General features: G+C 56.0%; 13 protein-coding genes. 9 read left to right on the top strand and 4 right to left on the bottom strand.

Annotated elements, in window-relative coordinates:
- The first annotated feature begins 1 nt into the window (after position 1).
- The 5 genes from nudB (at position 2) to ruvB (ending at position 3,483) form a co-directional block, all read left to right on the top strand.
- Positions 2-445, top strand: a complete 444-nt coding sequence (gene nudB / locus ACVCAM_RS09235) for a dihydroneopterin triphosphate diphosphatase (protein WP_008500446.1) — start codon at positions 2-4, stop codon at positions 443-445.
- Between the two features lie 27 nt (positions 446-472).
- The gene (locus tag ACVCAM_RS09240; RefSeq protein WP_008500447.1) at positions 473-1,213 is read left to right on the top strand and encodes a YebC/PmpR family DNA-binding transcriptional regulator; all 741 of its coding nucleotides are present in this window, start codon (positions 473-475) and stop codon (positions 1,211-1,213) included.
- 34 nt (positions 1,214-1,247) lie between these two features.
- Positions 1,248-1,769 carry a crossover junction endodeoxyribonuclease RuvC gene (gene ruvC / locus ACVCAM_RS09245; protein WP_003859749.1) on the top strand — a complete coding sequence of 174 codons (522 nt, stop codon included), beginning with the start codon at positions 1,248-1,250 and terminating at the stop codon, positions 1,767-1,769.
- Between the two features lie 80 nt (positions 1,770-1,849).
- Positions 1,850-2,464, top strand: coding sequence for a Holliday junction branch migration protein RuvA (gene ruvA, locus ACVCAM_RS09250; protein WP_008500448.1), 615 nt, complete (start codon positions 1,850-1,852; stop codon positions 2,462-2,464).
- 8 nt (positions 2,465-2,472) lie between these two features.
- Entirely contained in the window at positions 2,473-3,483 is a 1,011-nt protein-coding gene (gene ruvB, locus ACVCAM_RS09255; protein ID WP_008500449.1) for a Holliday junction branch migration DNA helicase RuvB, read from the top strand.
- Positions 3,484-3,535: 52 nt separating this feature from the next.
- Here ruvB and znuB read toward each other — a convergent pair whose 3' ends face one another.
- Together znuB and znuC are read right to left on the bottom strand one after the other, a co-directional pair.
- Positions 3,536-4,321: a zinc ABC transporter permease subunit ZnuB gene (gene znuB, locus ACVCAM_RS09260; RefSeq protein WP_407223478.1), complete on the bottom strand. Its 786-nt coding sequence runs from the start codon at positions 4,319-4,321 to the stop codon at positions 3,536-3,538.
- A complete protein-coding gene (znuC, locus tag ACVCAM_RS09265; protein WP_008500451.1) occupies positions 4,318-5,073 on the bottom strand; it encodes a zinc ABC transporter ATP-binding protein ZnuC in 756 nt (251 codons plus the stop codon). Before znuC ends, znuB begins: the two co-directional genes overlap by 4 nt.
- Before the next feature lie 77 nt (positions 5,074-5,150).
- On the opposite strand from znuC, the gene znuA reads away from it, so the two are divergent.
- The 3 genes from znuA (at position 5,151) to lpxM (ending at position 8,522) form a co-directional block, all read left to right on the top strand.
- Positions 5,151-6,095 (top strand): zinc ABC transporter substrate-binding protein ZnuA, encoded by a 945-nt coding sequence (gene znuA / locus ACVCAM_RS09270; protein ID WP_025910050.1) that lies wholly within the window; start codon positions 5,151-5,153, stop codon positions 6,093-6,095.
- 15 nt (positions 6,096-6,110) lie between these two features.
- Positions 6,111-7,430, top strand: a complete 1,320-nt coding sequence (gene mepM, locus ACVCAM_RS09275) for a murein DD-endopeptidase MepM (protein ID WP_407223476.1) — start codon at positions 6,111-6,113, stop codon at positions 7,428-7,430.
- A 120-nt stretch (positions 7,431-7,550) separates the two neighbouring features.
- On the top strand, positions 7,551-8,522 hold the full coding sequence (gene lpxM, locus ACVCAM_RS09280; RefSeq protein WP_025910055.1) for a lauroyl-Kdo(2)-lipid IV(A) myristoyltransferase: 972 nt from the start codon (positions 7,551-7,553) through the stop codon (positions 8,520-8,522).
- 45 nt (positions 8,523-8,567) lie between these two features.
- Here the strand turns inward: lpxM and pyk are convergent, their stop codons facing one another.
- Both pyk and ACVCAM_RS09290 read right to left on the bottom strand, forming a co-directional pair.
- On the bottom strand, positions 8,568-10,010 hold the full coding sequence (gene pyk / locus ACVCAM_RS09285; protein WP_008500455.1) for a pyruvate kinase: 1,443 nt from the start codon (positions 10,008-10,010) through the stop codon (positions 8,568-8,570).
- Between the two features lie 137 nt (positions 10,011-10,147).
- Positions 10,148-11,017 carry a MurR/RpiR family transcriptional regulator gene (locus tag ACVCAM_RS09290; RefSeq protein WP_407223473.1) on the bottom strand — a complete coding sequence of 290 codons (870 nt, stop codon included), beginning with the start codon at positions 11,015-11,017 and terminating at the stop codon, positions 10,148-10,150.
- 356 nt (positions 11,018-11,373) lie between these two features.
- On the opposite strand from ACVCAM_RS09290, the gene zwf reads away from it, so the two are divergent.
- A complete protein-coding gene (gene zwf / locus ACVCAM_RS09295; protein ID WP_008500457.1) occupies positions 11,374-12,849 on the top strand; it encodes a glucose-6-phosphate dehydrogenase in 1,476 nt (491 codons plus the stop codon).
- Positions 12,850-12,975 lie beyond the last annotated feature (126 nt).

The following is a 12,975-nucleotide window of genomic DNA, read 5'->3' on the forward strand; positions in this document are numbered from 1 at the left end:
TATGACATATAAGCTCCCCGTTTCGGTCCTGGTGGTCATTTATGCAGAAGACACGAAGCGGGTGCTGATGTTGCAGCGGCGCGATGACCCTGAATTCTGGCAGTCGGTTACCGGCAGTCTGGAAGAGGGGGAAACCGCGCCGCAGGCCGCCGCGCGTGAAGTAAAGGAAGAGGTCGCCATTGACGTTGCCCGCGAGCAACTGACCCTGAAGGACTGTCAGCGCACGGTGGAGTTCGAAATTTTTAGCCATTTACGTCATCGCTACGCGCCGGGTACCGAGCGCAATACGGAATCGTGGTTCTGTCTCGCGCTTCCCCATGAACGGGAGATCGTGTTCACGGAACACCTGACCTACCGCTGGGTGAATGCGGCGGATGCCGCCGCACTGACCAAGTCGTGGAGCAACCGGCAGGCGATTGAAGAATTTGTAATTAACGCTGCCTGAAAAGGCGCGCTCTTTGAGGATATTTTTATGGCAGGTCATAGTAAGTGGGCCAACACCAAACACCGCAAAGCGGCACAGGATGCCAAGCGCGGTAAGATCTTTACCAAAATCATTCGCGAGCTGGTGACTGCAGCGCGTCTGGGCGGCGGCGACCCGGCGTCTAACCCGCGTCTGCGCGCGGCGGTAGATAAAGCGCTGTCTAACAACATGACGCGTGACACCCTGAACCGTGCTATCGCACGTGGCGTGGGCGGTGATGAAGACGCGAACATGGAAACCATCATTTATGAAGGTTACGGTCCTGGCGGTACGGCGGTAATGGTTGAGTGCCTGTCCGACAACCGTAACCGTACCGTTGCGGAAGTGCGCCACGCGTTCACCAAAACCGGTGGCAACCTGGGCACTGACGGTTCTGTTGCTTACCTGTTCAGCAAAAAAGGCGTCATCTCCTTCGAGAAAGGCGACGAAGACGCGATCATGGAAGCGGCGCTGGAAGCCGGTGCGGAAGACGTGGTGACCTTTGACGACGGCGCTATCGACGTTTACACCGCGTGGGAAGAGATGGGTGCCGTGCGCGATGCGCTGGAAGCGGCGGGCCTGAAAGCGGACAACGCTGAAGTCTCCATGATCCCGTCCACCAAAGCGGACATGGATGCAGAAACGGCACCAAAACTGCTGCGTCTGATCGACATGCTCGAAGACTGCGACGACGTGCAGGAAGTGTATCACAACGGTGAAATCTCTGATGAGGTTGCAGCGACTCTCTGATGACAGCGTGTAAACCCGTTACAGGAGACGCGTGATGTCGATTATTCTCGGGATTGACCCAGGCTCACGCGTCACCGGTTATGGCGTTATCCGTCAGGTGGGACGCCAGTTAACCTACCTGGGCAGTGGCTGTATTCGCACCAAAGTGGACGATCTGCCGTCGCGCCTGAAGCTCATCTATGCGGGCGTGTCGGAGATCATCACCCAGTTTCAGCCGGACTATTTCGCCATCGAGCAGGTCTTTATGGCGAAAAACGCCGATTCGGCGCTAAAGCTCGGTCAGGCGCGCGGGGTGGCCATTGTCGCTGCGGTGAACCAGGATTTGCCGGTATTCGAATACGCGGCAAGGCAGGTTAAGCAAACGGTGGTGGGCATCGGTAGCGCGGAGAAAAGTCAGGTGCAGCACATGGTGCGGACCCTGCTCAAGCTCCCTGCGAACCCACAGGCCGACGCCGCCGATGCGCTGGCGATTGCGATTACCCACTGTCACGTCAGCCAGAACGCGATGCAAATGAGCGAGTCGCGGCTCAATCTGGCGCGAGGCAGGTTACGATAATGACAAATCAGGCTGGATGTTTATCCAGCCTTTTTTTATTATGTCGGCAGTTAATTTCTTCCAGAACGCAGGAGCGTCACGTGATAGGCAGACTCAGAGGCATCATCATTGAAAAACAACCCCCGTTAGTGCTGCTGGAAGTGGGTGGCGTGGGCTATGAAGTCCATATGCCGATGACCTGCTTCTACGAGCTGCCGGACGCGGGCAAAGAGGCGATTGTCTTTACCCAGTTTGTGGTGCGTGAAGATGCTCAGCTGCTGTACGGCTTCAACAACAAACAGGAACGCACCCTGTTCCGCGAGCTGATTAAAACCAACGGCGTCGGGCCGAAGCTGGCGCTGGCGATCTTATCCGGCATGTCAGCGCCACAGTTTGTGAATGCCGTTGAGCGTGAAGATCCTGCGGCGCTGATTAAGCTTCCTGGCATCGGTAAGAAAACGGCAGAGCGCCTGATTGTCGAGATGAAAGACCGCTTCAAAGGCCTGCATGGCGATCTCTTCACGCCGGCGGCCGATCTGGTACTGACCTCGCCAGGTGCGCCTGCGGCGGATGATGACGCGGAGCAGGAAGCGGTTGCCGCGCTGGTGGCACTGGGCTATAAACCTCAGGAGGCCAGCCGCATGGTAAGTAAAATTGCCAAACCGGACGCCAGCAGTGAAACCCTGATTCGTGAAGCGCTGCGCGCTGCATTGTGAGGTAAAGGATGATTGAAGCAGACCGCCTGGTTTCGGCAGGCACTGTTCAGGCAGAGGATGTGGTGGATCGCGCGATTCGCCCAAAACTGCTTGATGAGTACATTGGCCAGCCGCAGGTTCGTTCCCAGATGGAGATTTTTATCCAGGCGGCAAAGCTGCGCGGCGATGCGCTCGATCACCTGCTGATTTTTGGCCCGCCGGGTTTAGGCAAAACCACGCTGGCGAATATCGTCGCTAATGAAATGGGCGTTAACCTGCGCACCACCTCAGGCCCGGTGCTGGAGAAGGCGGGCGATTTGGCGGCCATGCTGACCAACCTCGAACCGCATGACGTGCTGTTTATCGATGAGATCCACCGCCTGTCACCGGTGGTGGAAGAGGTGCTCTATCCGGCGATGGAAGATTATCAGCTGGATATCATGATTGGTGAAGGTCCGGCGGCACGCTCCATCAAAATCGATCTGCCGCCGTTTACCCTGATTGGCGCAACAACGCGAGCCGGGTCGTTGACCTCTCCACTGCGCGACCGCTTCGGTATCGTGCAGCGTCTGGAGTTTTACCAGGTGGCCGACCTCCAGCACATCGTTGGCCGCAGCGCCCGCTATATGGGGCTGGAGATGAGCGAAGAGGGGGCGTTTGAAGTGGCGAAGCGTTCCCGCGGTACGCCGCGTATTGCCAACCGCCTGCTGCGCCGCGTGCGTGACTTTGCTGAGGTGAAGCACAACGGTTCGATCTCCGCTGAGATCGCCGCGCAGGCGCTGGATATGCTGAACGTTGATGCCGAAGGTTTTGACTACATGGACCGCAAGCTGCTGCTGGCGGTGCTGGACAAGTTCTTTGGGGGGCCGGTCGGGCTGGATAACCTGGCGGCAGCAATCGGGGAAGAGCGTGAAACCATTGAGGACGTGCTTGAACCGTATCTGATCCAGCAGGGCTTCCTGCAGCGCACCCCGCGTGGGCGTATGGCCACGGTGCGGGCTTGGAATCATTTCGGCATTACGCCACCGGCAATGCCGTAAGCAGCGATAATTTATAGCCCCGGTAAGCGAAGCGCCACCGGGGACATACCCGCTACTGCGCGGCCTTCTTCATCATACTGAAGATAAACAGCACCGCCACACTCAGCACCACGGACGGCCCCGCAGGCGTGTCATAGAACGCCGAGAAGGTTAGCCCACCCGTTACCGCAATCATCCCGATAATTACGGCGACACCGGCCATCTGCTCCGGCGTACGGGCAAAACGACGCGCCGTAGCCGCAGGGATGATCAGCAGCGACGTAATAATCAGCGCGCCGACAAACTTCATCGCCACGCCAATGGTTAACGCCGTTACCAGCATCAGCAGCAGCTTAACGCGCTGCAGCTTCACGCCATCGACGAACGCCAGATCGGGGCTGACGGTCATCGCCAGCAGGTTACGCCACTGCCAGAGCAGAATCCCGAGCACCACCACAACGCCAATGGCGATAGCGATGAGATCGTCAGGCGTGACGGCCAGCAGGTCACCGAAGAGGTAGGCCATCAGATCCACGCGGATATTGGACATCAGGCTGACCACCACCAGACCCAGCGACAGGGCGCTGTGCGCCATGATGCCAAGCAGGGTATCGATGGCGAGGTGAGGGCGTTTTTCCAGCCAGACCAGACCGGCCGCCAGCAGCAGCGTGACCACAATCACCGCATAGAACGGGTTGACGTTCAGCAGCAGGCCAAAAGCCACGCCCAGCAGGGACGCGTGCGCCAGGGTATCGCCGAAGTAAGACATTCTGCGCCACACCACAAACGAGCCGAGTGGACCCGCGGCGCAGGCAAGCATAATCCCGGCCAGCCAGCCGGGCAGTAACAGTTCAATCATGAGTGTCCATTTCCCCGACGCAGAACGATTCGTCCCTGCAAATCATGGCGGTGATTATGATGATGGCGATAGATGCCGAGCTGTTCAGCGCCGCGAGGGCCGAACATGGAGATAAATTCCGGGTGCATGGAGACCACTTCTGGCGTGCCGGAGCAGCAGATATGGTGGTTGAGACACAGCACTTCATCAGTTTTTGCCATCACCAGATGCAGGTCGTGGGATACCATCAGTACCGCGCAGTTCAGTTCCTGACGCAGCTGGTCAATAAGATCGTATAGCGCGACCTGGCCGTTGACGTCGACCCCCTGCGTCGGCTCATCCAGCACCAGCAGCTGCGGGCTGCTGAGCAACGCACGGGCAAGTAATACGCGCTGCGTTTCACCGCCGGACAGTTTTTGCAGCGGCGCATCGACAAGATGGCCTGCCTGCACGCGCTTCAGCGCCGGGAGAATATCGGCTTTACGCGTGCCGGGACGCAGGCGCAGGAAACGGCTCACCGTCAGCGGCAGCGTGGCGTCGAGGTGCAGTTTTTGCGGCACATAGCCGATGCGCAATTTTTCCTCACGCTTGATCACGCCTTCATCGGGTGCGACCAGACCCAGCACCACGCGAACCAGGGTGGATTTGCCTGCGCCATTGGGGCCGAGCAGCGTCAGAATTTTGCCGGGCTTCAGATCGAGCGACACGTCAGAAAGGACGCGGCGCTGGCCAAATGAGACCGAAATATTTTCAAGAGAAACCAATGTCGTCATGTCATTTTAAGCTTGAAGAAGTCAACGAATGTTATAATATCACATTCCACGCATTCACTACGATGATTAGTCGCATTATGTTACATAAAAATACGCTTCTTTTCGCAGCATTATCCGCTGCCCTTTGGGGCACAACCGCACAAGATGTTAACGCTGCGGTTGTCGCTTCGCTTAAACCACTCGGGTTTATCGCGTCAGCCATTGCTGACGGGGTAACAGAAACTCAGGTTCTGCTCCCGGATGGTGCATCCGAGCATGACTACTCCCTGCGCCCTTCAGACGTAAAACGCTTACAAAACGCGGACTTAGTTGTCTGGATTGGTCCGGAAATGGAAGCGTTTATGCAGAAGTCAGCAAAACAGGTGGCGGGCGAAAAACAGGTCGCGATTGCCGCCCTCCCAGGCGTGAAACCGTTACTCATGAAAGGGACGGATGACGACGGCGATGAACATGACCATCATGCTGCCGACGGTGAAAAAGGTGATGGAGATCACCATCACGGCGAGTACAACATGCATCTTTGGTTATCCCCAGAGATAGCGCGGCTTTCAGCGGTTGCAATCCATGACAAATTAGTGGAACTTATGCCGCAAAGTCGAGCCAAACTAGACGCCAACCTGAAAGATTTTGAGGCACAATTAGCCGCAACCGATAAGCAGGTAGGTAATGAGCTCGCACCGTTGAAAGGAAAAGGGTATTTCGTTTTTCATGACGCCTACGGCTATTACGAAAAACACTACGGTTTGACCCCGCTGGGGCACTTTACCGTCAACCCTGAAATTCAACCTGGTGCGCAGCGTTTACATGAAATCAGAACACAGCTGGTTGAGCAAAAAGCGACATGCGTTTTTGCTGAGCCACAGTTCAGGCCAGCGGTCGTAGAAGCCGTGGCCAGGGGGACATCCGTGCGCATGGGGACCCTTGACCCGCTAGGAACGAATATCCAGTTGAGCAAAGCGAGCTATTCGCAGTTCCTCAGCCAACTGGCGAACCAGTATGCGAGCTGCCTGAAAGGAGATTAACGAGGAAGTGAATACGTGCAACAGATAGCCCGCTCTGTCGCCCTGGCATTTAACAATCTGCCTCGACCCCACCGCGTCATGCTGGGGTCGCTTACAGTACTCACCTTAGCGGTCGCCGTCTGGCGGCCCTATGTTTACCACCCGAGTTCTGCCCCTATCATCAAAACCATCGAGCTTGAAAAGAGCGAAATCCGCTCTTTGCTGCCTGAAGCCAGTGAGCCTATCGACCAGTCGGCTCAGGAAGATGAAGCCATTCCACAGGATGAACTGGACGATAAAACCGAGAACGAAGCGGGTATCCACGAATATGTAGTTTCTACCGGGGACACGCTGAGCAGCGTGCTGAACCAGTACGGCATCGACATGGGCAATATCAGCCAGCTGGCGGCGGCAGATAAAGATCTTCGCAACCTGAAAATTGGGCAACAGCTCTCCTGGACGTTAACGGCCGATGGCGATCTCCAGCGTCTGACCTGGGAAATGTCCCGCCGTGAAACCCGCACCTACGATCGCACGGCAACCGGTTTCAAAATGACCAGCGAAATGCAGAAGGGCGACTGGGTCAACAGCGTTCTCAAAGGCACCGTGGGCGCAAGCTTTGTCTCCAGCGCGCGCGACGCAGGGTTGACCAGCGCTGAAATCAGTTCGGTGATCAAAGCCATGCAGTGGCAGATGGATTTCCGCAAGCTGAAAAAAGGCGATGAGTTTTCCGTCCTGATGTCCCGCGAAATGCTGGACGGCAAGCGCGAGCAAAGCCAGCTGCTGGGCGTGCGTCTGCGCTCCGAGGGCAAAGATTACTACGCGATCCGTGCCGAAGACGGCAAGTTCTACGACCGCACCGGTACGGGCCTTGCAAAGGGCTTCCTGCGCTTCCCGACGGCGAAACAGTTCCGCGTCTCCTCCAACTTTAACCCGCGTCGTCTGAACCCGGTCACCGGACGCGTCGCACCGCACCGTGGCGTTGACTTTGCTATGCCGCAGGGCACACCGGTACTCGCGGTTGGGGATGGCGAAGTGGTGGTGGCCAAACGTAGCGGCGCAGCCGGATATTATGTTGCGGTACGTCATGGTCGCACGTATACGACCCGCTATATGCACCTGCGTAAGCTGCTGGTTAAACCAGGACAGAAGGTGAAGCGTGGTGACCGCATTGCGATCTCCGGTAATACCGGTCGCTCTACCGGCCCGCACCTGCACTACGAAGTGTGGATCAACCAGCAAGCCGTGAACCCGCTGACGGCGAAACTGCCGCGCACCGAAGGCCTGACGGGTAAAGATCGTACGGATTACCTGGCGCAGGTGAAAGAGGTGTTGCCGCAGCTGAGCTTGAACTAAGCCCTCTGTTTTTGTTAAAAAAGCCGGCGCACCCTGACGCCGGCTTTTTCTTTTGTGCGCGGACGACTGCCTCGCTACACTATCTGAATTAATTTTGCGTCATCAGACCCTGGATCCAGCATGGAAACCCAAAAAAACAATATTGAATACATTCCTGAGTTTGAAAAATCCTTCCGCCATCCGCGCAACTGGGGCGCCTGGCTCGGTGTCTACGCCTTTGCGGGGATAGCGTTGCTGCCGGCTTCCGTCCGCGATCCTGTTCTGGGTAAAATTGGCCGTCTTGCCGGGCGCTTAGGCAAGAGTGCCCGCCGTCGCGCGCAGATCAATCTCTATTACTGTTTTCCTGAAAAGAGCGACGCCGAGCGCGAGGCAATCATTGATGAGATGTATACCACCGCACCGCAGGCCATGGCGATGATGGCGGAGCTGGCGCTGAAAGGGCCGGAGAAAATTGTCGATCGCGTTGACTGGAAAGGGCTGGATATCATTCAGGAGATGCGCCGCAATGACGAGAAAGTCATTTTCCTTGTCCCACACGGCTGGGGCGTTGATATTCCGGCGATGCTGATGGCCTCTCAGGGCCAGAAGATGGCGGCAATGTTCCATAACCAGGGCAATAAAATCTTCGATTTTGTCTGGAATACGGTGCGTCGTCGTTTTGGCGGACGCCTGCATGCGCGCAACGATGGCATTAAGCCGTTCATTCAGTCGGTACGCCAGGGGTACTGGGGCTACTATCTGCCGGATCAGGACCACGGTCCCGAGCACAGCGAGTTTGTCGATTTCTTTGCGACCTATAAAGCGACGCTCCCTGCGATTGGCCGCCTGATGAAAGTGTGTCGTGCCCGCGTGATTCCGCTATTCCCGGTCTATGACGGCAAAACGCATCGCCTGAGCATTGAGGTTCGTCCGCCGATGGACGATCTGCTGACCGCTGACGACCACACCATTGCCCGTCGGATGAACGAAGAGGTGGAGATCCTGGTAGGGCCGCATGCCGAGCAATACACGTGGATCCTGAAGCTGCTTAAAACGCGTAAGCCGGGTGAAAAAGAGCCGTATAAACGCAAAGAGCTTTATCCAACGAAATAAAAAAAGCCCTCTCCATCTGGAGAGGGCTTTTTAACAGAGACGTTATTACTCGACGGTCATAACGCGCGTGGTGTTGGTTGAGCCGATGGTGCTCATCACATCGCCCTGGGTCACAATGACGATATCACCAGAGACCAGATAGCCTTTGTCGCGCAGCAGGTTTACGGCATCGTGCGCCGCGGCCACGCCGTCATTGGTGCTGTCGAAGTGTACCGGCGTCACGCCGCGGTACAGCGCCGTCAGGTTCAGCGTACGTTCGTGACGGGACATGGCGAAGATCGGCAGACCCGAGCTGATACGAGAGGTCATTAGCGCGGTGCGGCCAGATTCGGTCATAGTGATGATCGCGGTAACGCCCTTCAGATGGTTTGCCGCATACATTGCAGACATCGCAATCGCTTCTTCAACGTTGTCGAACTGCACGTCCAGACGGTGTTTAGAGACGTTGATGCTTGGGATCTTTTCAGCACCCAGGCAAACACGTGCCATGGCGGCCACGGTTTCTGCCGGATACTGGCCCGCAGCGGTTTCCGCAGAGAGCATTACCGCATCGGTACCGTCCAGCACGGCGTTGGCCACGTCCATCACTTCTGCACGGGTTGGCATCGGGTTGGTGATCATCGATTCCATCATCTGAGTGGCGGTGATCACCGCGCGGTTCAGCTGACGTGCGCGACGAATCAGGGCTTTCTGAATACCCACCAGCTCAGGGTCGCCGATTTCCACACCCAGGTCGCCACGCGCAACCATCACCACGTCAGAGGCAAGGATCACGTCGTCCATAGCATCCTGATCGCAAACGGCTTCCGCACGCTCAACTTTGGCGACGATTTTGGCATCGCAGCCTGCATCACGCGCCAGACGACGCGCATAGTTCAGATCTTCGCCGCAACGCGGGAAGGAGACAGCCAGGTAGTCAACACCGATCAGCGCAGCAGTCACAATATCCGCTTTATCTTTATCAGTAAGCGCTTCCGCAGAGAGGCCGCCGCCCAGCTTGTTGATGCCTTTATTGTTGGAGAGTGGGCCGCCGACGGTGACTTCGGTGAACACTTTCATGCCCTGAACTTCCAGCACTTTCAGCTGCACGCGACCGTCGTCAAGCAGCAGGATATCGCCAGGTACGACGTCAGCTGGGAGGCCTTTATAGTCGATACCGACTTTCTCTTTATCGCCTTCGCCTTTGCCCAGGTTGGCATCCAGCAGGAATTTGTCGCCGATATTGAGGAAAACTTTACCCTCTTTAAAGGTCGAAACACGGATTTTAGGACCCTGCAAATCGCCGAGGATCGCAACGTGACGGCCCAGTTTAGCTGCGATTTCACGCACTTTATCGGCACGTAATTTATGGTCTTCTGGCGTACCGTGAGAGAAGTTCATACGCACCACGTTGGCGCCAGCGGCGATAATTTTCTCGAGATTATTATCGCGATCGGTGGCCGGGCCTAAGGTGGTTACGATCTTGGTTCTGCGAAGCCTTCTGGACATGTAATACTCCGTTGACTGAAACAACTTTGGTGTTGCGTGAACATTGAATCGGCCTTCATCTGCTGCAAGGCAGTGGAGAGGGGACCGAATGCCGTAAATCGTTACTTCGTCATTATTCGTGACGTCTTCGTTATCAACTATCGAACATCGCTCTTTATAAGCAATTCTTTATCAAAACGCGATTCCTTCAGCGCTTCCTTGACCCGCTTCAAGTTATCCCGGAATTTTGCCCCCCGGCGTAAGGTAAAACCGGTCGCCAGCACGTCAATCACGGTGAGCTGGGCCAGTCGGGAGACCATTGGCATATAAATGTCGGTGTCTTCCGGCACGTCGAGAGTGATCGCCAGCGTCGCCTCACGGGCCAGCGGTGTGCCCGCCGTGGTCAGCGCAATCACCATGGCATCGTTTTCACGGGCCAGCTGCGCCAGTTCTACCTGACTCTTAGTGCGGCCAGTATGCGAAATCAGTACCACGACGTCATCTTCACTGCAATTCATACAGCTCATGCGTTGCAGGACAATGTCATCGGAATAAATCACCGGGACGTTAAAGCGGAAAAATTTGTTCATGGCGTCATGCGCGACGGCCGCCGACGACCCGAGCCCAAAGAAGGCAATTCGCTTGGCCTGGGTGAGTAAATCCACTGCGCGATTCACGGAACTCATGTCCAGAGACTGACGGACGTGGTCAAGCGAAGCCATGGCCGACTCAAAAATTTTCGCGGTATAGGCATCAACGCTGTCGTCTTCATCCACATTACGATTAACATAAGGGGTGCCGTTAGCCAGACTTTGTGCCAGATGCAGTTTAAAATCAGGGAAGCCGCGCGTTTCCATGCTGCGGCAGAAGCGATTGACCGTGGGTTCGCTAACACCCGCTTCCTGTGCCAGAGCGGCGATGCTTGAATGAATCGCCTGAGCGGGAGTGGCGAGAATGACCTCGGCCACTTTTCGCTCGGATTTGCTAAGGTGTTCCAGTTGAAACTGGATTTTTTCCAGCATGTTCATGTTAACAGGACGCTCATGGGTGTAAACGATTTCATTAATTGATGAAATCGTGATTCGATTTAGCCGATATTACCCCTGTGGCTTCCATTAAGGGTAACAATCGACGAGATAATGTTGTTGTTTTTTTTCATTACTTGATCGATGTCGGGTTTTGCTATGACCCTGTTGCGCAAAGAAACGACGGTTGTTGCGTCATTAAGCCGTCGAAATCATCCGAAGGGTGAAAAATCGCGGTATCGCACGCGACGATAAGCGCTAATGGTTTCGGGAATGACGTAAAAGCAGTACAGTGCATTGTAATAAAATTACAACGATACCTGGCAGAAGCACCAGGTGATCCAACTGAGGAGAATGACATGGCGGTAACGCAAACAGCCCAGGCATGTGACCTGGTCATTTTCGGCGCGAAAGGCGATCTTGCACGCCGAAAATTGCTGCCTTCCCTGTATCAACTGGAGAAAGCGGGCCAAATTCATCCGGATACCCGTATCCTGGGTGTTGGGCGCGCCGACTGGGACAAGGACGCTTATACCAAAGTCGTCCGCGAGGCGCTCGAAACTTTCATGAAGGAAAAAATTGATGAAAGTTTGTGGGATACCCTGAGCGGTCGTCTCGATTTCTGCAACCTTGACGTGAATGACGTCAGCGCGTTCGCTCGCTTGGGCGCGATGCTGGATCAGAAAAACCGTGTCACCATTAACTATTTCGCCATGCCGCCAAGCACCTTCGGCGCCATCTGCAAGGGCCTGGGCGAAGCCAAACTGAACGCCAAACCGGCGCGCGTCGTGATGGAGAAGCCGCTGGGTACGTCCCTGGCAACCTCGCGTGAAATCAACGACCAGGTAGGCGAGTTCTTTGAAGAGTGCCAGGTCTACCGTATCGACCATTATCTCGGTAAAGAGACGGTGCTGAACCTGCTGGCGCTGCGTTTTGCTAACTCCCTGTTTGTAAATAACTGGGACAACCGCACTATCGACCACGTGGAAATCACCGTGGCGGAAGAGGTGGGGATTGAAGGTCGCTGGGGTTACTTTGACCAGGCCGGTCAGATGCGCGACATGATCCAGAACCACCTGCTGCAGATTTTGTGCATGATTGCCATGTCTCCTCCGTCTGATCTGACGGCGGACAGCATCCGTGACGCCAAAGTGAAAGTGCTGAAGTCGCTGCGCCGCATCGACCGCTCCAACGTGCGCGAGAAGACCGTTCGCGGCCAGTACACCGCCGGGTTTGCGCAAGGTAAAAAAGTGCCTGGCTACCTGGAAGAAGAGGGCGCGAACAAGTCCAGCAACACCGAGACGTTCGTGGCCATCCGCGTGGACATCGACGACTGGCGCTGGGCGGGGGTTCCGTTCTACCTGCGCACCGGTAAGCGTCTGCCTGCGAAATGTTCCGAAGTGGTTGTCTACTTTAAGAACCCGGAACTGAACCTGTTCAAAGAGTCCTGGCAGGAGCTGCCGCAGAACAAACTGACCATTCGTCTGCAGCCGGACGAGGGCGTGGACATCCAGATCCTGAACAAAGTGCCGGGCCTGGATCACAAACACAACCTGCAGACCACCAAGCTCGATCTGAGCTACTCCGAAACCTTCAACCAGACGCACCTGGCCGATGCTTACGAACGTCTGCTGCTGGAAACCATGCGCGGTATCCAGGCGCTGTTCGTGCGTCGCGATGAGGTGGAAGAGGCGTGGAAATGGGTCGACTCCATCACCGAAGCCTGGGCTGCCGATCAGGATGCGCCAAAACCGTATCAGGCGGGCACATGGGGACCTGTCGCGTCGGTGGCAATGATCACCCGTGATGGCCGCTCCTGGAACGAGTTTGAGTAAGATAATCCGCTAGCCCGAAAGTGTTATTTTACCGGTAACATGATCTAACACAGCTCGTGGCACAATTTTCAACTTTTAAGCTCCGCGTGGATTCACCCGCGGAGCTTTTTTTATTACACTGCCGGA

This window comes from Enterobacter sp. CFEC122, from assembly GCF_052983755.1.